Origin of the sequence: Flagellimonas sp. CMM7, assembly GCF_021390195.1 — a bacterium.
Classification (GTDB): Bacteria; Bacteroidota; Bacteroidia; order Flavobacteriales; family Flavobacteriaceae; genus Flagellimonas.
The window spans coordinates 3,166,869-3,190,459 of record NZ_CP090003.1; the positions used below are offsets into that span (position 1 = coordinate 3,166,869).

A 23,591-nucleotide genomic window follows, 5' to 3' on the forward strand; every position below is an offset into this window, starting at 1 on the left:
GTTTCTGCTATTTTTGTCCAAAATATAGTCAATGTCATCAGACAATAGTAAAAGATATGCCCAACGAGGGGTTTCTGCATCAAAAGAAGATGTGCACAATGCCATAAAAAACATTGATAAAGGTCTTTTCCCAAAAGCTTTTTGCAAAATAGTTCCCGACCATTTAACAGGTAGCCAAGACCATTGTTTGATTATGCATGCAGATGGAGCGGGCACAAAATCTTCATTGGCCTATATGTATTGGAAAGAAACGGGTGACGTTTCGGTTTGGAAAGGTATTGCCCAAGATGCGCTTGTCATGAATATAGATGATTTAATCTGTGTTGGTGCTGTGGATAATATTATGTTGTCTTCGACTATAGGGCGAAACAAAAATTTGATTCCTGGCGAAGTTATTTCGGCTATAATCAATGGTACAGAAGAATTGATCGCTGATTTAAAAAAACATGGAATGACCATTCATTCCACAGGAGGTGAAACTGCAGACGTAGGGGATTTGGTACGTACGATTATCGTTGACTCTACGGTTACTGCTCGCATCAAAAGAAATGAGGTCATTGACAATGCCAATATAAAAGCTGGCGATGTTATCGTTGGTTTGGCATCTTTTGGTCAGGCAACTTACGAAACCGAATATAATGGTGGAATGGGAAGCAACGGACTTACCTCTGCTAGGCACGATGTTTTTGGTAAATACCTTGCTGAAAAGTACCCAGAAAGCTTTGATGAATCAGTTCCAGAGGAACTCGTGTATTCTGGCAATACAAAGCTGACAGATGAGGTCCCTGATTCCTCTTTGAATGCCGGGAAATTGGTTTTATCACCCACCAGAACTTATGCTCCAATTATTAAAAAAATCTTAGAGAAATATTCTTCAGAACAGATTCATGGAATGGTGCATTGCAGTGGAGGTGCCCAGACCAAAATCCTTCACTTTGTGGAGCAGCTGCATATTATTAAGGATAACATGTTTTCCATTCCTCCTTTGTTCAAATTAATCCAAGAGCAATCTGGTACTGATTGGAAGGAAATGTATCAAGTTTTTAATTGTGGCCACCGAATGGAATTGTATGTAAATGAGCAAGTTGCAGACGATATCATTTCCATTTCAAAAAGTTTCAACGTAGATGCGCAAATTGTAGGGCGTGTGGAAAATGCAGAGCACAAAAAATTAACTATTAAAAGTGAATTTGGAGTCTTTGAATATTAGCATACGATTCAGCTTAATTTAACGTTCTTTCTATAAACCTCACGCTATGGAAAGAAAAGAATTCTTAAAAAGTCTAGGGGCAAGTGCTGCCTTTGCCCTAGCATTCCCCTGTTTACATGGATGCTCTAGTGATTCAGAAGATTTAGAACAATTCCCAGAACCGGACGGAGTGGATTTTACGGTGGACTTGGATTCTGCTGAAGCTTCGCCTCTTGCCACTAACGGGGGGTTTATCTTGGCAAAATCTTCTCAAAGCCTTGGTTATACAGATATTGTTGTTGCTAGAAACCTTGAGGGGAATCTAATTGCGGCAAGTCAAATTTGTAGCCATCAACAAACAGAAGAAGTAAGGTTTATTTCAGAAGATGGTGGAATATTCAGATGTTCTACACATGGCTCAAGGTTTAGTCAAACAGGAACGCCTTTAAATTCAGTTACCAGTAATCCTTTGCGAGTTTTTAATACTGAACTTACAGGAACTACGCTTCGTGTCTTTGAATAGTATTAAACTATAAGATTAAACGTATGAAACAACTATTGCTTTTAGCATTCTGTCTTTTTTTTGGTACTATTCAGGCTCAAGAGTGGCAAGATACTTTTGATAATGCCGTTAAGCTGGCCAATGAAGAAGACAAACCTATTGTTTTAGTATTTTCAGGTTCAGATTGGTGTCCGCCTTGTATTAGGTTAAAACGAAATATTTTGGATTCTGAGGACTTTAAAAAATATGCTTCTGCCAACTATGTTTTGTATAATGCGGATTTTCCCAAAAAGAAAAAAAACCAACTGCAACAGGATAAACTCAACTCCAATAAATCCCTTGCTGAGCAATATAATCCTAAAGGACATTTTCCTTTAGTTGTGGTTATGGATAAACAAAAATCGGTTTTAGGGAAAACAGGTTTTAATAGAAAGAACTCTCCACAAGAATACATTTCCTTGTTGAATGATTTTATAAAATGAAAGCATTTCTAGTCCTTTTTTGCAGCTTACTTTGCACGCTGTCCAAAGGACAAATGCAAGAAGATGTTACTGTAAAAAGGACATTAAAACTCATGGGTACACGGTTTGAAATAACCGTGATAGCTCCCAATGAGGATATTGGCTATATAAATATTGATGAAGCTGTTTCAGAGATTAAACGGATAGAGAAAATAATATCTTCTTGGGATGATGCTTCAGAAACCGCAATGATCAATAAAAATGCCGGTGTAAAACCTGTAAAGGTGTCTGCCGAGCTTTTTCATTTAGTAGAACGGGCAAAAAAGATTTCTGAAATCACTGATGGCGCTTTTGATATTTCTTATGCTTCAATGGACAATATTTGGAAGTTCGATGGAAGTATGAAAGGTATGCCTACGGAAGACGAATTACGTCAGTCAGTTTCAAAAATTGGTCATGAAAAAATACTGCTTGATGCTGTTGAACAGACCGTTTATTTATCAGAAACTGGAATGCGAATTGGTTTTGGGGCAATTGGAAAGGGATATGCCGCCGACCGTGCAAAAGAACTCTTGGTATCTAAACAAGTGAAAGGTGGTGTAATCAATGCCTCCGGAGATTTAACAACATGGGGTACAAAGGTTACTGGAGAAAAATGGTTGATTGGCATTGCCAATCCACTAAGCAAGGATAAAGTCTTTAGCTGGTTGCCAGTGGTGGAATCTTCAGTCGCTACCTCTGGTAATTATGAAAAGTATGTTATCCTTAACGGAAAAAAATATTCCCATATTATAGATCCAAGGACGGGTTACCCTACAACAGGGGTCAATAGTGTTTCCGTATTCACAAAAAATGCCGAATTAAGTGATGCTCTGGCTACCGCAGTTTTTATAATGGGAAAGGATAGTGGAATTCATCTCATTAATCAAATGGATGGTGTTGAGGTTGTTGTTGTGGATGCGGATAACAAAATTCATAAAAGTTCAGGAATCTTGTTTGATAAAAATCAGTAAATTTAAGATATGCGAAAACTTCTTTTTTTATTCGCTCTGTTAATATTTTCCAGTTCCTGTGTGGTTGTGCGGGAATATGACAAGGTTTACCTAAATGACATTGAAATGCAATTGGGTGTTAAAACATCTGAACGTTTTGAAACGAATTTCCAAATTTATAGGGAAGCTTCAGCTGGGGCCAATGGGGGTAAAACAGGAGGTGGTTGTGGTTGTAATTAAACATTTTGAATCAAATACTACTTGTTTGAAACCACTTACGATTTTAAAAGCGAAATACACTCTTATTTTCTTCTTCATTGTTTCTCTGGGATTAGCGCAGCAGCATAATACATCCTATCAAAAAAGGGTATTGGAAACCAGTGAAATAGATATGCTCTTTAGTTATTACAGTCAGGACGGGCAAAATGCTGCAGTAACAGGGGGAGAGGGTACGGAGGAACTTACGGATGCTACTTCTACTATAGTGTTGCGAATGCCAATGAATGAGAATGATGTGCTTACGGTTGATGTGGGACTGTCCGCTTATACTTCGGCGTCATCAAGTAATGTTAACCCTTTGGATGGTAGCAATATTAATGCCACGCCCTTTGATGCTTCTTCAGGTGAATCCAGAAAAGATCTTTTGGCCTACATCAACCCTAGTTATCAGCATAGTTCAGAAGACAGGAATACCATTTGGAGTGCAAACGCTTACTTTTCAACAGAATATGACTATTTCTCAATTGGGTTTGGGGGAAGTTACTCTAGGCTTTTCAATGAAAAGAATACAGAAATCACGTTAAGCGGTAATGTCTTTTTAGATAAATGGAATGCTATTTATCCTATTGAATTGCGTGAAGGCTTCTTTGATGATAGAATTACTGGAAATGGTGCTTACAACCCAAATTTTACAGTGTTTGATAAAGAAAACAGAAATTCATACTCCGTATCATTAAGTTTTTCCCAAATCTTAAGTAAGAAGTTGCAAGGGGCTCTTTTTATGGATGTGGTATCTCAGAATGGATTATTGAGTACGCCGTTTCAGCGTGTGTATTTTGGAGATACGGAAGACTTTTTTATTGATGATTTTCAGCTTGCTGATGATGTAGAGCGGCTGCCAGATACCAGGTTTAAAATTCCATTTGGAGGAAGGTTGAATTATTATGTAAATGACCTCGTGATTTTACGGTCCTATTATAGGTTTTATTGGGATGATTGGGGAATTACTTCGCATACCGCAAGTATAGAAGCACCATTTAAGTTAACAGATAAATTTACACTATATCCAACGTACCGGTATTATACACAATCGGCTGCAGACTATTTTTATGCAAAAGAAGATGCGATTTCTACATTTGATTTTTATACATCGGACTATGACCTGTCTAAATACGATGCGCATCAATATGGAATGGGAATTCAATACAAGGATATCTTTGCCAATTCCAAGATTTTAACCTTCGGATTAAAAACTATTGATCTGCGTTTTAACAAGTACGACAGAAGTGATGGTCTTGATGCATATATACTCACACTTGGAGCTACCTTTATGGGCAACTAGCGGATTTATTCCAAAAATAGAATCCAATCAAAAATTGTAAATTCGCAATCTTAACGCGGATTGATTTATGCTAGACAAGCTCAATATAGTAAAACAACGTTTTGATGAGGTTTCTGACCTTATTATTCAACCAGATATCATTACCGACCAAAAAAGATATGTAAAGCTTAACAAGGAGTACAAGGATCTTAAAGTACTTGTGGATAAGCGGGATGAGTATATAGCTTTTACCAACAATATTGCCGAAGCAGAAGAGATTATAGCAGATGGTAGTGATGCGGAAATGTTGGAAATGGCCAAAATGCAGTTGGATGAGGCCAAAAGCGGGCTTCCAAAGTTGGAAGAAGAAATAAAACTTTTGCTCATACCCAAAGACCCTGAAGATGAGAAGAATGTGGTGATGGAGATTAGGGCAGGAACTGGAGGTGATGAAGCTAGTATTTTTGCGGGTGATCTATACCGTATGTATGCAAAATATTGTGAGTCCAAAGGATGGAAGACCAATATTATGGATTTAAGCGAAGGAACTAGCGGCGGGTACAAGGAAATTCATTTTGAAGTCTCTGGAGAGGACGTTTATGGTACACTTAAGTTTGAAGCGGGCGTACATCGTGTGCAACGCGTTCCACAGACAGAAACCCAGGGTAGGGTGCATACCAGTGCAGCAACCGTGATGGTTATTCCGGAAGCGGAGGATTTTGATGTCCAAATTGACCCAAAAGATGTTCGGATTGATTTTTTCTGTTCTTCTGGACCAGGAGGGCAATCCGTTAATACAACCTATTCGGCTGTTCGTCTAACCCACGTTCCTACTGGTTTGGTAGCACAATGTCAGGATCAAAAATCACAGCATAAGAACAAGGAAAAAGCTTTTAAGGTATTACGTTCAAGGCTGTATGATTTAGAATTGGCCAAAAAACAGGAAGAAGATGCCGCTAAGCGTAATTCCCAAGTGAGCAGTGGCGACCGTTCTGCAAAAATTAGGACTTATAATTACCCCCAAGGTAGGGTTACAGATCATAGAATAGGACTAACTCTTTATGATTTACAGAATATAATCAATGGAGATGTTCAAAAAATTATTGACGAATTGATGTTGGTGGAAAATACGGAGAAACTGAAAGAAGCATCTGAGATTTTTTAATTTATGACCGCTCAAAATCTAGTTGGCCAAATTTTTGAAAAAAAATCCTTTCTATGTGTTGGTCTGGATACTGATTTAGCCAAAATACCCAAGCATTTGCTTAAAGGTGAAGATCCAATTTTTTCATTCAATAAAGCAATTATAGATGCAACACACCAATTCTGCGTTGCTTACAAACCCAATATTGCTTTTTATGAAGCATACGGCCTGCAAGGATGGAAGTCCTTGGAAAAAACAATGGAGTATTTGAATGAAAAGCATCCTGGGATATTTACTATTGCGGACGCCAAAAGGGGTGATATTGGGAATACATCTACTAGATACGCCAAGGCATTTTTTGAAACGCTGAATTTTGACTCTATCACTATAGCTCCATATATGGGTAGAGATTCTGTTGAGCCATTCTTAGAATTTGAAAATAAGCATACTATTTTGTTGGCTTTAACCTCCAATCAAGGAGCTTTTGATTTTCAGACTAAAAAAGTGGGCGATCATGAATTGTACAAGGAGGTTTTAGAAACGTCCAAGACATACAAGAACTCCGATAATTTAATGTATGTGGTTGGAGCAACCAAAGCATCACATTTAGAGGAAGTAAGACAGATTGTTCCTGATAGCTTTTTACTGGTTCCTGGAGTAGGGGCACAAGGGGGCAATCTACAGGAAGTCTGTAAATATGGTATGACTAAAAATGTAGGGCTACTTGTAAATTCTTCAAGAGGCATATTATATGCTTCTCAGGGGGAAGATTTTGCTGAAGTTGCAGCTAATAAAGCGAGAAATATACAACAAGAAATGGAGATTGAATTAGGTAAGTTATAATGAGTAGCTTAACCTAAGTTCTCTAATATTCTTTTAATTCCTTGAGCTTTTCTCTTAAAAAATTCGCCTAAATTGGTGTCCATATAAGTGGCATCAGTAGCTTTTTCAATAAAACTTTGATACCTGAACTCTAAAATTGACACGGCCTGATTTCCGCAGGTAATTGGAGTGACTGCTCCAACTCTACAATATTGATTTTTCATTTTACAAGATTTGTTATAACAAAGATACGTTGAAAACAAGGCTGTGGACTATGAGGAAGGAGTGTATACATCTAGAAATCAGGTACTTTATCTAAAATTTAACTAAATTCGCCCGTCTGGGGTAGAAACCTGGCCGTTTCTAAGTAAAAAATTAACGTACATTTATAAAAAAAGGCATTGCTTCACTATACAAAATATCAGCACAAAACATCAAAAGAATGGGTCACATTTGTTCATGGGGCAGGAGGAAGTTCTACCATTTGGTACAAACAAATAAGAGATTTCAAAAAACATTTTAATATACTCCTATTGGATTTAAGGGGGCATGGCAATTCTAAGCCTAATATTAAAGATGCATTTAGCGATAAATATACTTTTGATTCTATAACCGCAGATATAATTGAAGTTCTAGACCATGAGAAGGTAAAAGCATCTCATTTTATTGGAATATCCTTAGGTACAATTCTGATTAGAAATTTAGCTGAAAAATATTCAGATAGAGTTAGGAGCATGGTAATGGGAGGAGCTATAATGAAGCTGAATCTTCGTTCTCAAATTTTAATGAGGTTGGGAGTTATTTTTAAATCTATAGTACCCTATATCTGGTTGTACAAATTTTTTGCGTTTGTAATTATGCCCAATAAAAATCATAGAGAGTCTAGGTCACTCTTTGTTAGGGAAGCCAAAAAACTATATCAAAAAGAATTTATTAGGTGGTTTAAGTTGACGTCTGAAATTAATCCTTTACTGCGTTTCTTTAGAGCGGTGGATGTCAAAATCCCTACGTTCTACATAATGGGAGCAGAAGATTACCTGTTTCTGCCAACAATTAGAAAAGTGGTCAATTCACATGTTACCTCAACCTTATTTGTAATTGAAAACTGTGGACATGTGGTTAATGTTGAAGAACCAATGATATTTAATGAGGAAGTGATTGGTTATTTACAAAACGTAAAATAGTTGAACATGAAAAAGTTATTTTTAGTGTTAGTATTCTTTGCTTCTTTTTTTACGAATGCCCAAAATAATAATCCATGCACTTGTTGTTCCGCGGAGCATTCATCCTTTGATTTTTGGATAGGGGAATGGGATGTTACCAATTCAAATAATGGTGCAGCAGCTGGAACCAGTAAAATTAGCAAAGAGGAGGGGGATTGTGTCATTCGAGAAAATTGGACCAGTGCTAGTTCTGGTTTTACCGGAACAAGTCTTAACTTTTTCAATACAACAACCAAACAATGGGAGCAACTTTGGATTGATAATGCTGGAACATACCTAAAACTTAAAGGAAACAGGGTTGGGAATCAAATGATATTATCTTCAGATGAGTTTACTAAGGAAGATGGTAAAAACTATGTAAATAGAATTACATGGACCAAGAATGACGATGGAACTGTAAGACAACTTTGGGAAATACTTCAGGGTGACAAGGTTGCTAATACCGCTTTTGACGGATTGTACAAGAAAAAGTAAAACAGTCCAATAGCGTATTGATGACTAATTCAAATATGTACCCTAAAATGAAACTGAAGAATCTTTATAAAGTATTCTAATGGACTGTTTTATGGTTTAATATAGTTGAAACTACAGGTTCTGGAGCAATGCCTTATAAACCTTTACCTTACCGATTTAAGTTTACCTGTTTTTATAGTTAAGCGCTAACTACATTTCTTTGATACTGACTTGGAGTAAGTTGAGTGTCCTTTTTAAATGCTTTATTGAAAGTGACCTTATTGTTGTAGCCAACCTCATAAGCCACATTGATGATATTTAATCTTCTGGATTTGTCATCTATGAGCAATTGTTTTGCCTCCTTAATTCGATACAGGTTTACAAATTCATGAAAGCTGACATTAAAATGCTCGTTTATTATTTGCGATGCATTGTGCCGTGTGGTATTTAATTTTTGCGCCACCATATCCAGGCTTATGTTATTTTCCTTATAAATCTTGTCAACTGCAAAAAGATGTAATAGGTTTTCCTTAAGCTCATGGGAGAGACTAGGTGTCAATCCAGATTTTTCGTACTTAGGAAACAATCTGTTTGTGTAAGCATAAGCTCCACTAAAAACATCTGGTTGTATGTTGGCGGAATAACCCACATAAATGACCATTAAGGCCATGGCAGCAACAGAAGCGTCAAACAAAACTCCATTTTTAAAACCATTCATTATTACAATGCCGTAGGCTGTATATGTTAACACATAGAATATATGTATGTGGTATACATTTTTTTGCCATATTTGGTTCTTTGACCCTAGAAGTTTCTCTCTTTTGCTTTTTAGGTAAACTTTTCTAATAAAGTAACCGTAAACGGTGAGGGAAATAATTTTTAAAACCACCAATAGTGCCAGTTTACTGGAATCTTGTGGGTTTAGTCCCTCCTGAATTCTACTCAGCATTAGATGAATTTTGTTTGCTCCTGAAAACGAATAAACGTTTATTGCAAGGTAAGCTAGCAATATTATTGTAGGTATTAGATGCAATACATCCAATGCCTTAAATGCATATTTCTGAGAAGTGTTCTTAAAATAGAAATACAATAAAGGACCATATAAAAAAGAAGCCCAGGTAGACATTAGATATGTATGCGGATATTCAAAGAAATAATTTGCCCTGTTAATGGATATATGTAAAATAAAAAAGGAATGGATAAAAATAAATAACGCAATTAAAAATCTGGAGGTGGGATGTATTTGTTTATTTAAAACAATTAATAGAACAACGTAAAACCCTATTACTGCAACAAACAAATATAACAAGGACCACGTAGTAACCCTTGGTATAACAATATCGGATATATTTTTAAACTCTTTACTCTCTCTTATAGGGTCAAAACCTTCATTCAAAAGAAAATTTGGATTAAAGTCCAATTGTAGATAGTCATTTAAAGTTGCTGTGGACTTGGATGGATGCTCCAGCGCAGCTTCACTTAAGGCTATTTTTTTAAGGATATGGGTTCTTTCGGTATTCGGGTTGTTCAAATTCTTTTCATAAATGGAAATAGCTTTTTTGTATCTGTGGATGTTGTAATAATAATCTGCCCATTCTAAAGAATCCTGAAGTACAAGAGGAGCTAATTCATCTGCAAATTCGCCATCATTATTGTAGGTCTTTGCAATGCATGACATACATGATAGGAAAAACAGAAAAACAAGTAAACCTGACTTTCTCATTTTAAGTTAGTGAATTAGCTTACTTTGAAATTACTGATTTAACAAACTCGAAATGTTAAATAAATCTTAAAAAACGTAACTCCCGATAATAGTTTACCTTTTGGGTAATTTTTTTACTGCACAAAAGATGGTTAATAAGGTGCTGATTGATAGTTAGTTGTAAGAGACGAAAAAACCGGTGAGAACACCGGTTTAAACTAACTAACTCAAAAAAATGCTAACTCAGATAATTTGTTGCAAAATTCTAAAACAACCTTTTTACCAAGGTTAATTTAACTTTAGGATTTTGTTATAATTTTCTCTTTTTATTTGAGATAATAACGATTAAACTGCATCGTTATTGCATAATTAAGAAAAAATTATAATTAATCTTGCAAAGCAAAGACCTTTTTTAACAATTCTGTTGTTCTTGATGAAATTTTAGTCCTAATTTCCTTTTCTTCAATAGCAATCATTGTATAAACTCCATTCAAAGCTTGTTGGGTGGTATAATCTGTTAAATCTGGATTTACATCATTAGTTAATGGAAGTTTGTTGTATCTGGAGATAAGATTATTCCAAATTTGATCTGCACCAACTTTTGCAAACGAATTTTTAATCACCGGATTAAATTTATCATATAGCTTAGCTTTGGTAGATTGTTCCAAGTAAGATGTTGCAGCATTGTCATTCCCTACTAAGATTTGTTTGGCATCATTAAATGTTATACTCTTTACGGCATCAACAAAAATGGGGGTGGCTTCTTTAACTGCGTCTTCTGCAGCTCTGTTAAGTACACGGAGTCCTTCATCCGCTAAATTGCCCAAGCCTATATCTCTAAGTGTTTTATCAACTTTCTTTAACTCTTCTGGCAATAAAATTTTGACAAGTTCATTTCTAAAAAAACCATCTTTTAAGGTCAATTTGTTTACCTGTTTCTCTATGCCAAGATTAAGTGCATCTCGAAGTCCTTGCGCTATTTCAGCATTTCCAATACCTGTTGTTCCTTGTGGTAATTGATTTACAACTTGTTGCAATTCAGCACAACCCACAAGTTGAAATACCATTAAGCATAGCAGTATTCGTTTCATGTTTATGTTTTTATAGTTAAAGTGAATTTACTGCTAAAGCGGAAGAAATAGAATTTTCTCAGAAGTTTTTTAAGAAAAAATCACGGTTTTGTTATTGTAGACAATTGTTTTTCTGGCAACATGAAGCTGAACAGCTCGCGAAAGCACAATTTTTTCCAAGTCCCTACCTTTTGTTATAAAATCTTTGATGGAATGCGAGTGTGATACGGCAGTAACATCCTGTTCAATGATTGGTCCGGCATCCAATTCTGCGGTTACATAATGACTTGTGGCGCCAATAATCTTTACGCCTCTCTCAAAAGCCGCATGGTATGGCTTTGCTCCTGCAAAAGCGGGTAAAAAAGAATGATGGATATTTATTATTTTTTGCGGGTAAACATCAATCACTTGTGGAGATAGAATTTGCATATACCTTGCCAGAACAATAAAGTCAACCTTATACTCCTTTAAAAGGTTCAATTGTTTTTCCTCTGCTAAGGTTTTGGTTTCTTTGGTGACAGGGATGTGATAATAAGGAATTTGAAACTGATCTGCTATGTATTCCAAATCTTGATGATTGCTTATTATAAATGGAATATCTACCAATAATTCTCCTGAATGATACCTGCTTAACAGATCATAAATACAATGATTGTATTTGGATACAAAAATGGCCATTTTGGGCTTTTCCCCATCCAGGTGCATGCCCCACTTCATTTTATAATTTTCCGCCAGTTTTTGTTCAAATTGCTGTTTGAAAACTGATAAGTTGATTTCATCTTCAAATTCACTTTCCAGCCTCATAAAAAATACGCCAGCCTCTTTGTCAACATGTTGGTCCAAGTAAATAATATTGCCATTTTTTTCGTGAACAAATTGGGTAACTGAACTTATAATTCCAGATTGATCGGGACAATGAATGCGAATGGTAAGTTTCATGATGAATGTTTGACCAAGTAAAATTATGATATTCAAAAAAAGTAACTCAAAGCCATGTTGATTTTTATAAAATTCTAATCAAAATCAATTATATGTTGCATTTTCCGTAAATTGCATACCTAAAATAGACCCTTTATTATCAATGGAACAATCCAAGCCCTATCAGCCTAAAAACAAAATTAGAATTGTTACTGCTGCTTCGTTGTTTGATGGTCATGATGCCGCTATCAATATCATGAGACGGATAATACAATCTACGGGAGTTGAAGTAATTCATTTGGGTCATGATAGAAGTGTGGCGGAGGTTGTTAATTGTGCTATACAAGAAGATGCCAATGCAATAGCAATGACTTCTTATCAAGGAGGACATAATGAATACTTTAGGTATATGTTAGATTTGCTCAAAGAAAAAGGCGCAGAACATATTAAGGTTTTTGGAGGAGGAGGAGGGGTAATCCTTCCAGAAGAGATCAAGGATTTGATGGATTATGGGATAGAACGTATCTATTCACCTGATGACGGAAGAGAAATGGGCCTTCAGGGGATGATCAATGATTTGGTACAACGTTGTGACACAGAGGTTCCCAACTTGGTAATACCTAAAGGAGTCAAGCTGTCCAAATTGCTTTTAGAGAAGCAGGAAAATACAATAGCTAGGCTTATTTCTTTGGCAGAAAATAGACACGAAGCTTTTGAGAAATACGAAGACGATGTAAATAAGGTACACCAAAAAGTTCCGGTCCTCGGAATAACGGGAACTGGTGGGGCTGGAAAATCCAGTTTAGTGGATGAGTTGGTCAGGAGGTTTTTGAGTGATTTTCCAGAGAAACATATTGGGATTATTTCAGTAGATCCTTCCAAGAGAAAAACGGGAGGGGCATTATTGGGTGACCGAATCAGAATGAATGCTATTAATAATGATAGGGTTTACATGCGTTCTCTGGCTACAAGGCAGTCCAATTTGGCGCTATCCAAACATGTGGCCGAAGCCGTTCAGGTTCTTAAGGCCGCCAGTTTTGATTTGATAATCCTTGAGACCTCTGGTATTGGTCAGTCAGATACAGAAATTTTAGAGCATAGTGATGTTTCGTTATATGTAATGACTCCTGAATTTGGAGCAGCCACTCAACTTGAAAAAATAGATATGCTGGACTTTGCAGATGTCGTGGCGATAAACAAATTTGATAAAAGAGGAGCTTTGGATGCTTTGCGCGATGTGAAAAAGCAATATATGCGTAACCATGGATTGTGGGATGTTAGCCAAGATGATTTGCCCATTTTTGGAACAATTGCATCACAATTTAACGACCCTGGTATGAACAGACTTTATAAAGTTGTGATGGATACCTTGGTTTCAAAAGCTGAATCAAAGTTGCTTTCAAATTTTGAGGTGACCAATGAAATGGCCGAGAAAATATTTGTTATTCCTCCAGCAAGAACAAGATATTTATCTGAAATAGCAGAAAGTAATAGAGCTTATGATAAAAGAGTTGATGATCAAGTTATGGTGGCTCAAAAGTTATTTGGTATTCACCAAACGATTTTGTCTATTATCCCGAGCGAGAGTGATAAACCTTATTTAATAAAGTCAGGACTTGATAGTGATACAATCCTGAAACAGCTTCCAAATGAAGAAATCCCGTTCGCAAAGCTATTGTTTGCACAATTTGATAAAGTAAAAATGAATCTGGATCCCCATCATTGGGAATCCATTTTAAAATGGCAAGAAAAAGTAGATCGATATAAATCTGAAGTTTATTCCTTTAAGGTAAGAGGCAAGGAAGTAAAGATTAAAACGCATACAGAATCGCTTTCTCATAGTAAAATACCTAAAGTCGCATTGCCAAAATATGAAGCTTGGGGAGATATACTTAGATGGAGTCTACAAGAAAATGTACCAGGTGAATTTCCGTATTCATCAGGATTGTATCCTTTTAAAAGGGTGGGTGAGGATCCAACAAGAATGTTTGCTGGAGAAGGTGGCCCGGAGCGTACAAACAGACGTTTTCATTATGTAAGCTTAGATATGCCGGCAAAAAGGCTTTCCACGGCTTTTGATTCTGTGACCCTTTACGGAAATGATCCAGATCATAGACCAGATATCTATGGTAAAATAGGAAATGCGGGAGTTTCTATCTGCTGTTTGGACGATGCCAAAAAATTATACTCTGGTTTTGATTTAAGCGATCCAATGACTTCGGTAAGTATGACCATAAATGGTCCAGCACCAATGCTATTGGCATTTTTCATGAATGCCGCCATTGATCAAAATTGCGAAAAGTATATCAAGGAAAAAGGTCTAGAAAAAGAAATTGATCAAAAAATCGACTCTATTTTCAAACAGAAAAAAACTAAAAGACCTTCCTATTTAGGTGAACTTCCCAAAGGGAACGATGGTTTAGGCCTTATGCTTCTGGGTGTAACGGGAGATCAGGTTTTGTCAAAACCTGTATATGATGAGATAAGAAAGAATACACTGAACCAAGTTAGAGGGACTGTACAGGCAGATATTTTAAAAGAAGATCAAGCACAGAATACGTGTATATTTTCTACAGAGTTTGCATTGAGGTTAATGGGTGATGTTCAAGAATATTTTATAGAACATCAGGTTCGTAATTTCTACTCCGTTTCAATTTCTGGGTACCATATTGCCGAAGCGGGAGCAAACCCTATTACCCAATTAGCATTTACTTTATCAAATGGGTTCACTTATGTAGAGTATTATTTAAGTAGAGGAATGGACATCAACAAGTTTGGTCCAAACCTGTCATTCTTTTTTTCCAATGGAGTAGACCCAGAATATGCAGTAATAGGAAGAGTAGCAAGAAAGATTTGGGCAAAAGCGATGAAAGAGAAATATGCTGCAGACTCAAGAGCACAAATGTTGAAATACCATATTCAAACATCTGGTAGGAGTTTACATGCCCAGGAAATTGATTTCAATGATATAAGAACCACGCTTCAAGCGCTTTATGCTATTTATGATAATTGTAATTCTCTCCATACCAACGCTTATGATGAGGCAATTACAACACCTACGGAAGAATCTGTTAGAAGGGCCATGGCAATCCAGTTGATTATTAATAAGGAATTAGGGTTGGCCAAAAATGAGAACCCGCTGCAAGGTTCATTTATTATTGAGGAATTAACAGATCTGGTGGAAGAAGCTGTTTTGTTGGAGTTTGATAGAATCACAGAACGTGGTGGAGTTTTAGGAGCAATGGAGACCATGTACCAGCGTTCAAAAATTCAAGAAGAAAGTTTACACTATGAAACCCTGAAACATTCTGGGGAATATCCCATAATAGGAGTGAACACTTTTTTAAGCTCCAAAGGGTCGCCTACGATACTCCCTGCAGAAGTTATTAGAGCTACAGAAGATGAAAAGAAAAATCAGATAGAAACATTGCAGAACCTACAAGTTCGCAACAGGGAGGAAGCGGAAAGACAGTTAGAGGAACTTCAGCAGACTGCAATAAAAAATGAAAATCTTTTTGAAAAACTAATGGAAGTGACTAAATACAGCTCATTGGGACAGATTACAAAAGCATTGTTTCAAGTTGGTGGGCAGTATAGGCGTAATATGTAGTGTTTTTAAAGAAAAGAAAAAAGGAAGTGGGCTAGCCGTTTCCATTTTTTAAAGACTTTCTCCATTTTTTAAAAGAGCCTCTAAAAACTTTAATTTCTTTTCTCAGAAGGTTTAGATATTCTTTTTCTTTAACACCATCTCTTTCAAGCCCATTACAATAAGCTAGGATATTGCGGGTCATGATATTAATGAAGGTTAAGCTCTTCATTCGAACGGAATATGAATTGCTTAAGGCTGCTTGTTCAACTTCTTTGGTAATGAGCAAGGCATCAGTCATTAGAGATTGGGTGATGTCATCACGAAAACTATCATACTTTCGTAGAGACAGCATATCCTTGTTATAAGAAAAATAGGAAGCAACAGCTTCGCTCAAATCACGTAAAGCCAGTGATTTTCGATATACAACTAGGGAATTTAAAGAACTCCTCTCCATTTTTTTCAAAGCAATTAATGGATATAAAATTACATATGAAAAAGATAATGTAACTTTACTTTTTAAAGCGTAATTGATATTTTGCTTTTGATTATAAGAAAATATTGTTTTTTACTTTAGATATGAAGATAGATGAATTAAACTGGGAAATCCTTAGTTGTTTACAGCAAAACGCAAGGGAATCTTTCGCCAATATTGGTCGTAAAGTTGGACTAACGCCGCCCGCAGTTGCGGAACGAGTAAAAAAGATGGAAGATCTTGGCGTTATAGAGGGGTACGGAACCACAGTTTCTTATGCTATGGCAGGACATCAATTAAAAGCGATTATTATGTTGCGGGCATTTATGGGTAAATTAAAGCCATTTCTTAGCAAAGTAAAATCATTCCAAGAAGTGGTTAATTGTTATCGCATAACGGGTAATGAGAATATAATTATGGAGGTGGTTCTGAAGGATCAGTTTCATTTGGAAAAGTTTATAGATGAACTAATTGTTTATGGTGAATGTAGAACACATATCGTTTTATCAAATATTGTGGCGAACGGTCCCATAAAGGCCAGTAAGGTTTTTCAATAATTTTCGATTATTTTTAAGTGGCCTAAAACTTTTTTTGGCCGGGTTTTTGTTGTTAAAATGCTATGAAAAAAAAATATGCTATACTTTTTCTTGCCACATTCATGTTGCAACAAGGTTTTTCGCAACAAATGGTATTGAAAAAAGGAAAAATCTTGGAGGGACTTACGGTCCAAGATTCTATACCAGACACCTTTTCACTTTATTTGCCAACTAACTTTGCTACAGAAAAAAAATGGCCTCTGTTACTGATATTTGACTTGGAAGGAAAAGAGAAGCAAGCACTTTCAATGTTTATTCAAGCAGCGGAGCAAGAAGGTTATGTGCTGGTTGCACCTAGAGTTTTAGATAGTGTTTCATTGTCCAATAGCATGGTCAAAACTGGCAAGGTGATTAATAAAGTAGTAAGTATTCTTCCTATTAATAAGGGGCGTGTGTACACTGCTGGAGCCTCCTCAAGTGCCCGCTTTGCCAATCTGGTGCCCATTTTTTTAAAAAATGTGAAAGGTGTTATTTCTATAGGTTCATCTATTGCCAATACTGAATTACTGAATGTTAAGCGCCCATTTCATTTTATTGGTATAACAAACAAAAATGATTTCAACTTCACTGAAATACTTGCTGCCAAAAAGGTTTTGGACAGGTTTAGATTTCCAAACCAACTTTTATTGCACCAAGAGCAAACAGAGTGGCCAGATATTGGTTTGTTAAAGAAATCAATGCAATTGTTCACATTGGCTGCGATGGCAAAAGGTTTTGTTGCAAAGGACACAAGTTATATTGAAAAGGCATTCAATGAGGATGTTATTAAAGTGAACAGGCTTAAAAATTCGCAGAAACTACTTTTAGCCGAACGGTATATGAGTGAGATGATGTCTGTTTATGGTACGCATAAAAATTTGGATTCTTTAAGGCAAATTCAAAAAAGTATAAGAAAAGATCAACGTTTTAGGGCAATGCGAAGAATAGAAAATGCAGCCTTTTTTAAAGAATCTTTATTGAAGGAAGATTACCAGTATTATATTGAAGAAGATGTTATAACTCACAATTTTAACAATCTAGGTTGGTGGAATTACCAAAAAAGCGAAATTGATAAGTTCATTTCTGGAAGTAATATTTATGAAAAGGAAATGGGGAATCGTTTACTCGGTTACGTGAATGCTTTGGCAGAGGACAATATAGATATTGTAAAATCTGAAGCTTTGATAGATGAAGATGCCTTGGCACTATTGTATATGTTGAAAACTATTTTAGAGCCTCAGAATTTTGGATTTTATTTAGACACCATATCTCTAAGTGCAAAAAATGAAGATTTTGGAACAGCATTATTTTATTTAGAGGAGGCTTTAAAAAATGGGTTTAAAGATACCGATGCATTATATGAATTGGAGGGTACGGCCCTATTTAGAATCACGCCAAAATTCAATGCCTTGGTTGAGAAATATTTAAAAGGTGCGCGTTACGAGATTATTGAGGAATAACTCTCGGAAAACTGTTTAAGTCCCAATCAATTACTAGGCCTCCTGCAATAGATTCTGCAATTTCTTTTCCATATAGATGTTCGCATAGGTATAGTGCTGCTTCAAAACTTTTAGCACCACCAGCGGATGTAATAAATTTTCCATCGTGTACAAAAAGAACACTGTCTCTAACTTTTAGTTTGGGAAACATGGCTTTGTATTTTTCAATATCACTTGGAAAAGTTGTAGAAACCACATCGTCTAGAATTCCTGTTTTTGCCAAAACAAATGCTCCATCGCAATGAGATGTTACAAAAAGGGCTTTTTCACTCACCTTTTTCACAAAATTTAGCATCGTGGTATCCTTTAAATCTGTATCCAAATGATGTTCCGCACTAGGTACTACCAGAATATCAATATTGGGTATGGAATCTTGTGTGTAGTCAAAATCTGGAAGGAAACGTATACCTTCAAAAGAGGTTATTGGCTCTAAGGTATTGGCAACTGTAAAAGTGTTCATGGCTTTAATACCTTTTCGATATTGGGTATGCTGAAAAATGTCATACGGTGCTGTGAATTCCGTATTAAACACCCCATCCATAATTAAGAAAGCTACATTGTATCTATTAGCCGCTAGCTCCGGAAATTGTCTTTGAGTTGTATTTATTACATCTCCATTTTGTTTTTTATCCATACAAGAAATCGAAAACATTAGGAGTGCTAAAAGGAATATATTTTTTATCATTTTGTAAATAATTTAAATGGAGAAGCTATTGCGAAGGTACTATTAAGAATGATTTCCGTTACTTTTACCGTAAATTTTTTGAGTAGATGAAATATTCAATACTTGTTTTTTCATTCTTGTTATTGGCATGTGGGCAGAATAAAAAATATCATGCTTCCACAACTGAGGTTCAAGTTAAATCATCGGCAATAAAAGATATAATTGATTTTCAGAAAGAGTTAGATGCTACTTTCAGAAATCCTGAAACATCTCCTCTTCCGGATAGATATAGAAAAGATTTTGAGGGACTGGACTTTTTTGAACCTGACACCAATTATATTGTGAAAGCCAGATTTGAGAGAACTCCTGACGCAGTTCCGTTTTTACTTGCCACAACTACAGATGAGAAAACGGAAGAGGTGTTATATGGGATTGCTCATTTTAAACTTAACGGCATTGAACACCAGTTAGAGATATACCAAACTTTGGATTTGATGGATACAGAAAAATATAAGGATTATCTTTTTCTACCTTTTTTAGATGAAACCAATGGAACGGAAACTTATGGAGGAGGACGTTATATCGATTTAACTATTCCAGAGGGAAATACGATTGTAATAGACTTCAATAAGGCTTACAATCCTTATTGTGTTTACAATAAAAAATACTCCTGCCCTCTAGTGCCAAGGCAAAATTATTTGAGAACTAATATGAGGGCAGGAGTGAAAGCTTTTAATAAGGATTAAAAAAGCCTTAATCCCAAAGGAGTAAGGCTTTCTATTAGCATTAAAATATTTTTTTGGGTCTAGAAAGAATAAATGGCGGCAAAAAGAACAGAAGCCAAACTTGCGGTTGGTGCCAAATCGTTGTCGATAAATGCATCTTCAGATGTGCTGTCCAATCTTATTTCTGGTTTTAGAATCAAATCGCCAATTGTAGCACTTCCAGTAAGTGTTACGGCAAATACATTTGCATCTCCGTCAGCATCGGATCCAATTCCCACACCATCACCAAACGAATCTCCAGTCATAAAGTATTCTCCACGCAAACCAATAGTAAAGTTTTCCGAAGTTGCATATTGCGGATAAAGAGCTGCTCCTGTAAAGCTGCCTCCGTCATCTTCTTGACTAAAGTGAGCGGCATTTATTCCCAAGAAAAAATCTTCACTTAAGTCAAAACCCCCTGTATAGTCAATTTCAAACCCACCTTGGCTATATAGAAAGTTTAAAAATTGTCCTGAGTACCCCAACTGTGCGCCAACGGCATAATCTCCTGTGCCATTTAGTTCTGTTAAATCTGTTGGGTTCATCACCGCAAGCATAGCTGACCACTCATTTCCTAAATCGAAGTCCGCTTTTAAACCGGTGTGGCTAAAAGGACCGTATGAAAATAAGTAAGAAGTGCTATAGTTAAAATTAGCTGCAGGGGAAATTACTTCGTAACCTAGAAAGGTATTGAAATTTCCAAAAGTCAACGTTACGGCATCACTAACATTCCAGTATACATACAATTGGTTGAGAATTTCGCCAGTTCCTCCACCAGCAGAGTTTAAATATTGTGGTGAATTAAACGTGGCGTCCGATCCTCTTGGTCCAAAAACCAAATCAGCAACAAATCCAACTTTTTCACCTTCATAAGCTGCAATTACATTGGCCATGCCTAGAGAAAACCCATCTAAATTTGCAAATGAAGATCCAGGTGCAATAGCATCTTCACCATTTGGAGCGGTAAGATTGGTTCTGTAATAAGCATCAACAGTCCCGCTAAATTCAAATTTCGGTTTTGCTTCTTCTGCGTCTTGTCCAAAAGCAGTTAGAGATACTAATGCTAATGCAGCCAGAGCTAAATTTTTTATGTATTTTGTGTTTATAATCGTTTTCATATCTTAATCATTTTAGGTGCCCTCTGTAAGAGGATCATTTAATTGTAAATAGAGTTTTGTAATTTGAAAAGGTTATATAACGGAGCGTTCTGCCAAACGCTCCGTTTCCTTTTTTTACTAGTGTTGATTCATTCTAAAGTCAGCGTATGCATCCATACCATGTTCGTGGATATCCAGGCCTTCCAATTCTTCTTCTTCGGAAACTCGTAAGCCAGAAACTTTCTTGATAGTAAACAATATGATAAATGCAGTAAGGGAACAGAATGTTGCTGCTGCACCTACTCCTGCTAACTGCACTAAAAACTGGTCCATACCGGCAAGTTGTCCAAATAGGCCAACTGCAAGAGTACCCCAGATACCGCAAATTAAATGCACTGCTACGGCACCTACAGGATCATCAAGTTTAAGTTTATCGACAAGGGCAACACCAAATACAATGATGACGCCCGCTAAGAGTCCAATAATCACTGCTTCATTTGGTGACATTTGGTCTGCGCCAGCAGTAATACCAACCAATCCTCCTAGAATACCATTCAAGAACATGGTTAGGTCAAAGTTTTTGTATTTGACCCATGAGGTTAGGAACGCGGCAACTCCGCCTGCGGCCGCGGCCAAACATGTAGTAACCAATACCAATGAGGTACCAGCTGGATCTCCTGAAAGCACAGAGCCTCCATTAAAACCAAACCACCCTAACCAGAGTATCAATACACCGGCTGCCGCCAATGGCAAGTTGTGTCCGGGAATGGCTTTTGGTTTTCCGTCTTCTCCAAATTTTCCAATTCTAGAACCTAATAGATAAATGGCAATCAAAGCGCCCCATCCACCTACAGAGTGAACCAAGGTGGATCCAGCAAAATCGTAGAATCCTTCGGCTTCGCCATAAGCAAGCGATGATAAGAAACCGCCACCCCACTGCCAAGAACCTACTATTGGATAAACAAGGCCTACATATATTAAGGTAAAAATCATAAAACCACCTAGTTTGATACGTTCTGCTACCGCACCAGAAACAATAGTTGCTGCTGTAGCCGCAAACATACCTTGGAACAAGAAATCTGTCCACCAAGTGTATCCGCCATCTGCATACTCCGGAGTCATTCCACCTTCAGGAGCTGCAATTCCAAATCCTGCAAATTTGAAGAACCCAGTAGCTCCGTTTTCAAAACCGGGGTACATTAAATTAAACCCCCCAATATAATAGAGCAGTAACCCTACACATATAATAAATACATTTTTAAATAGAATATTAACGGTATTCTTTTGTCTGGTAAGACCAATCTCTAAGAAAGAAAAACCTAGGTGCATAAAAAACACCAGGGCGGTACAAACCATCATCCATACGTTATTCGCTGTAAATAATCCTGCGTCCATAATCTTTAAATATTGTTAGTTAGTTTAGTTGATTAGTTTATTCCGGCGCTTCCGCTTTCCTTGGTTCTTATTCTGTAAGCTTCCATAACATCAGAAACAAAGATCTTCCCGTCTCCAACATTTCCTGTGGAAGCAGAACTCAACAAAGTTTCTATGGTGCGTTCTAAGAAGTCATCAGATACTACGATAACCAAATACCTTCTTTGTATATCTGAAGTGCTGTACGATATACCGCGATAAACATGTCCTTGTTTTTCATTGCCAACTCCTGTTACATCCCAGTAACTGAAGAAGTTCACCTCAATTTCATGAAGCGCTTTTTTCACCTCATCAAATTTTGATTTTCTAATAATTGCCTCGACTTTTTTCATAATTAAGTAGTTAATTGATGCGTCAAATATATATTAATTCCATGCAGACCATAAATAAATATGGGTAGTTGAATATATTTTTATGTTTTAAAAAGAAATACCCCTATTATTTTAGGGGTATCTAATTTTATATATGTTTTTATTAAATATTTAATGATTTTTCTTTAATATCAGTATTGTATTTCAACGATATAAGATGAAAATCATCGATTTCAATGAAAAATGTTCAATAAATAACAAAAAGAATTAAGAAAAATTGATTTTATAACTATTGGCCCAGTTTTGAGAGCCATATACCTAAAGCAACAGCTAGAACGCCGACTATAATACTGGCAATGGTGTAAATGGAAAAATGAAAAAGCTCGCTATTTTTTAATAGACTATGTTTTTCAAAGGCAAATGCGGAAAAAGTTGTGAATCCGCCGCAAAAACCGGTCGCAAGGAAAAGAGTACTGTTAATTGAAAGTAAATTGTTTCGTGAAGATAGGCCCAGAATAACACCAATAAGAAGACAACCAGCAATGTTGACTAAAAAAGTGCCTAAGAAGAAGTTTTGAAGTAAAATATTTAAGGGCTTAGAGATAACGTAACGAAGAACACTACCTAATCCACCGCCTAAAAAAACAAGAAAAGCCTGCTTCATACCCTAAAGGTACAAACTATACCGCTTTCTTGTATTCGGTTTCGGAGGGTTCACGGGGAAGAATTTTCGTAATTGAGGTCTTCGAGATTTTTTGAGTTGGTTTTCTAAACCTTTCACTAGCTCCATTGACGCTAAAAATCAATAGAATTGCGTTGATAGCAAGCAAAATGAATAGAAGTGCGAAAAATGTTATCATTTGTATATGCTAAACTAATGTTAAACAAAAGTACGTCTTTTCCTATAGTATACGAATCACACTCTGATTAAAGTTGTAAAACTTTTATTTTTTGTGGTGAAGTCAGTGTTCTTGTTAATTTTTGAGAAAGTATTTAATGAGGAACAAAATTATTACGAATATGATAAAGGAAATCAAAACCCATTTTACCCCTTTGTAATTTTTCTTGTGCATGGTTTTATCCTTTCGGTATGATAGGGCTATCACCACTACAAAAACAATAAAGAAAAGTGCTGCAAAAATTAACTGTCCTGTGCTGAACATATTTTAT

The 23,591-nt window shown here is 36.3% G+C and carries 24 protein-coding genes; 14 read left to right on the forward strand and 10 right to left on the reverse strand.

Annotated features, from left to right (window positions below; all coding sequences use genetic code 11):
• Nucleotides 1–31 precede the first annotated feature (31 nt).
• From LV704_RS14210 to pyrF, 8 genes are all read left to right on the forward strand, one after another.
• Nucleotides 32–1,210 carry an AIR synthase related protein gene (locus tag LV704_RS14210; RefSeq protein ID WP_163422945.1) on the forward strand — a complete coding sequence of 393 codons (1,179 nt, stop codon included), beginning with the start codon at nucleotides 32–34 and terminating at the stop codon, nucleotides 1,208–1,210.
• 46 nt (nucleotides 1,211–1,256) lie between these two features.
• Nucleotides 1,257–1,712, forward strand: a complete 456-nt coding sequence (locus tag LV704_RS14215; RefSeq protein ID WP_163422946.1) for a ubiquinol-cytochrome c reductase iron-sulfur subunit — start codon at nucleotides 1,257–1,259, stop codon at nucleotides 1,710–1,712.
• A 23-nt stretch (nucleotides 1,713–1,735) separates the two neighbouring features.
• Nucleotides 1,736–2,173, forward strand: coding sequence for a thioredoxin family protein (locus LV704_RS14220; RefSeq protein WP_163422947.1), 438 nt, complete (start codon nucleotides 1,736–1,738; stop codon nucleotides 2,171–2,173).
• Nucleotides 2,170–3,165 carry an FAD:protein FMN transferase gene (locus LV704_RS14225; protein ID WP_163422948.1) on the forward strand — a complete coding sequence of 332 codons (996 nt, stop codon included), beginning with the start codon at nucleotides 2,170–2,172 and terminating at the stop codon, nucleotides 3,163–3,165. Before LV704_RS14220 ends, LV704_RS14225 begins: the two co-directional genes overlap by 4 nt.
• Before the next feature lie 9 nt (nucleotides 3,166–3,174).
• A complete protein-coding gene (locus LV704_RS14230; RefSeq protein WP_163422949.1) occupies nucleotides 3,175–3,384 on the forward strand; it encodes a DUF4266 domain-containing protein in 210 nt (69 codons plus the stop codon).
• A 25-nt stretch (nucleotides 3,385–3,409) separates the two neighbouring features.
• A complete protein-coding gene (locus tag LV704_RS14235; protein ID WP_370636031.1) occupies nucleotides 3,410–4,705 on the forward strand; it encodes a DUF3570 domain-containing protein in 1,296 nt (431 codons plus the stop codon).
• Between the two features lie 67 nt (nucleotides 4,706–4,772).
• Nucleotides 4,773–5,849, forward strand: coding sequence for a peptide chain release factor 1 (gene prfA, locus LV704_RS14240; RefSeq protein ID WP_163422951.1), 1,077 nt, complete (start codon nucleotides 4,773–4,775; stop codon nucleotides 5,847–5,849).
• A 3-nt stretch (nucleotides 5,850–5,852) separates the two neighbouring features.
• Entirely contained in the window at nucleotides 5,853–6,671 is an 819-nt protein-coding gene (gene pyrF / locus LV704_RS14245; RefSeq protein WP_163422952.1) for an orotidine-5'-phosphate decarboxylase, read from the forward strand.
• An 8-nt stretch (nucleotides 6,672–6,679) separates the two neighbouring features.
• Here the strand turns inward: pyrF and LV704_RS14250 are convergent, their stop codons facing one another.
• On the reverse strand, nucleotides 6,680–6,874 hold the full coding sequence (locus LV704_RS14250; protein ID WP_163422953.1) for a hypothetical protein: 195 nt from the start codon (nucleotides 6,872–6,874) through the stop codon (nucleotides 6,680–6,682).
• 177 nt (nucleotides 6,875–7,051) lie between these two features.
• Between LV704_RS14250 and LV704_RS14255 the strand changes: the two genes are divergently transcribed.
• Nucleotides 7,052–7,834 carry an alpha/beta fold hydrolase gene (locus tag LV704_RS14255; protein WP_163422954.1) on the forward strand — a complete coding sequence of 261 codons (783 nt, stop codon included), beginning with the start codon at nucleotides 7,052–7,054 and terminating at the stop codon, nucleotides 7,832–7,834.
• Between the two features lie 6 nt (nucleotides 7,835–7,840).
• On the forward strand, nucleotides 7,841–8,347 hold the full coding sequence (locus LV704_RS14260; RefSeq protein WP_163422955.1) for a hypothetical protein: 507 nt from the start codon (nucleotides 7,841–7,843) through the stop codon (nucleotides 8,345–8,347).
• A gap of 178 nt (nucleotides 8,348–8,525) precedes the next feature.
• On the opposite strand, the gene LV704_RS14265 is transcribed toward LV704_RS14260, so the two are convergent.
• The 3 genes from LV704_RS14265 to purU all read right to left on the reverse strand — a co-directional run bounded on the left by LV704_RS14265 (nucleotide 8,526) and on the right by purU (nucleotide 12,037).
• Entirely contained in the window at nucleotides 8,526–10,049 is a 1,524-nt protein-coding gene (locus tag LV704_RS14265; RefSeq protein WP_163422956.1) for an AraC family transcriptional regulator, read from the reverse strand.
• Nucleotides 10,050–10,414: 365 nt separating this feature from the next.
• Complete coding sequence (locus LV704_RS14270; RefSeq protein WP_163422957.1) at nucleotides 10,415–11,119, reverse strand: DUF4197 domain-containing protein; 705 nt, start codon at nucleotides 11,117–11,119, stop codon at nucleotides 10,415–10,417.
• Between the two features lie 69 nt (nucleotides 11,120–11,188).
• Nucleotides 11,189–12,037, reverse strand: coding sequence for a formyltetrahydrofolate deformylase (purU, locus tag LV704_RS14275; protein WP_163422958.1), 849 nt, complete (start codon nucleotides 12,035–12,037; stop codon nucleotides 11,189–11,191).
• A gap of 142 nt (nucleotides 12,038–12,179) precedes the next feature.
• On the opposite strand from purU, the gene LV704_RS14280 reads away from it, so the two are divergent.
• Nucleotides 12,180–15,626, forward strand: a complete 3,447-nt coding sequence (locus tag LV704_RS14280) for a methylmalonyl-CoA mutase family protein (RefSeq protein WP_163422959.1) — start codon at nucleotides 12,180–12,182, stop codon at nucleotides 15,624–15,626.
• Between the two features lie 31 nt (nucleotides 15,627–15,657).
• Here the strand turns inward: LV704_RS14280 and LV704_RS14285 are convergent, their stop codons facing one another.
• Complete coding sequence (locus LV704_RS14285) at nucleotides 15,658–16,059, reverse strand: TIGR03643 family protein (protein ID WP_163422960.1); 402 nt, start codon at nucleotides 16,057–16,059, stop codon at nucleotides 15,658–15,660.
• A gap of 122 nt (nucleotides 16,060–16,181) precedes the next feature.
• On the opposite strand from LV704_RS14285, the gene LV704_RS14290 reads away from it, so the two are divergent.
• Both LV704_RS14290 and LV704_RS14295 read left to right on the forward strand, forming a co-directional pair.
• Nucleotides 16,182–16,634, forward strand: a complete 453-nt coding sequence (locus tag LV704_RS14290) for an Lrp/AsnC family transcriptional regulator (protein WP_163422961.1) — start codon at nucleotides 16,182–16,184, stop codon at nucleotides 16,632–16,634.
• 62 nt (nucleotides 16,635–16,696) lie between these two features.
• Nucleotides 16,697–18,112, forward strand: coding sequence for an alpha/beta hydrolase (locus tag LV704_RS14295; RefSeq protein WP_163422962.1), 1,416 nt, complete (start codon nucleotides 16,697–16,699; stop codon nucleotides 18,110–18,112).
• On the opposite strand, the gene LV704_RS14300 is transcribed toward LV704_RS14295, so the two are convergent.
• Complete coding sequence (locus LV704_RS14300) at nucleotides 18,099–18,836, reverse strand: DJ-1/PfpI family protein (RefSeq protein ID WP_163422963.1); 738 nt, start codon at nucleotides 18,834–18,836, stop codon at nucleotides 18,099–18,101. The genes LV704_RS14295 and LV704_RS14300 overlap by 14 nt on opposite strands.
• An 86-nt stretch (nucleotides 18,837–18,922) precedes the next feature.
• Between LV704_RS14300 and LV704_RS14305 the strand changes: the two genes are divergently transcribed.
• Complete coding sequence (locus LV704_RS14305; protein ID WP_163422964.1) at nucleotides 18,923–19,561, forward strand: DUF1684 domain-containing protein; 639 nt, start codon at nucleotides 18,923–18,925, stop codon at nucleotides 19,559–19,561.
• 59 nt (nucleotides 19,562–19,620) lie between these two features.
• On the opposite strand, the gene LV704_RS14310 is transcribed toward LV704_RS14305, so the two are convergent.
• The 4 genes from LV704_RS14310 to crcB form a co-directional block, all read right to left on the reverse strand.
• Nucleotides 19,621–20,697 carry an outer membrane beta-barrel protein gene (locus LV704_RS14310; protein ID WP_163422965.1) on the reverse strand — a complete coding sequence of 359 codons (1,077 nt, stop codon included), beginning with the start codon at nucleotides 20,695–20,697 and terminating at the stop codon, nucleotides 19,621–19,623.
• A gap of 117 nt (nucleotides 20,698–20,814) precedes the next feature.
• Nucleotides 20,815–22,071, reverse strand: coding sequence for an ammonium transporter (locus tag LV704_RS14315; RefSeq protein WP_163422966.1), 1,257 nt, complete (start codon nucleotides 22,069–22,071; stop codon nucleotides 20,815–20,817).
• Between the two features lie 32 nt (nucleotides 22,072–22,103).
• Nucleotides 22,104–22,442: a P-II family nitrogen regulator gene (locus LV704_RS14320; protein ID WP_109662000.1), complete on the reverse strand. Its 339-nt coding sequence runs from the start codon at nucleotides 22,440–22,442 to the stop codon at nucleotides 22,104–22,106.
• Nucleotides 22,443–22,710: 268 nt separating this feature from the next.
• Nucleotides 22,711–23,085: a fluoride efflux transporter CrcB gene (gene crcB, locus LV704_RS14325; protein WP_163422967.1), complete on the reverse strand. Its 375-nt coding sequence runs from the start codon at nucleotides 23,083–23,085 to the stop codon at nucleotides 22,711–22,713.
• Nucleotides 23,086–23,591: the final 506 nt, after the last annotated feature.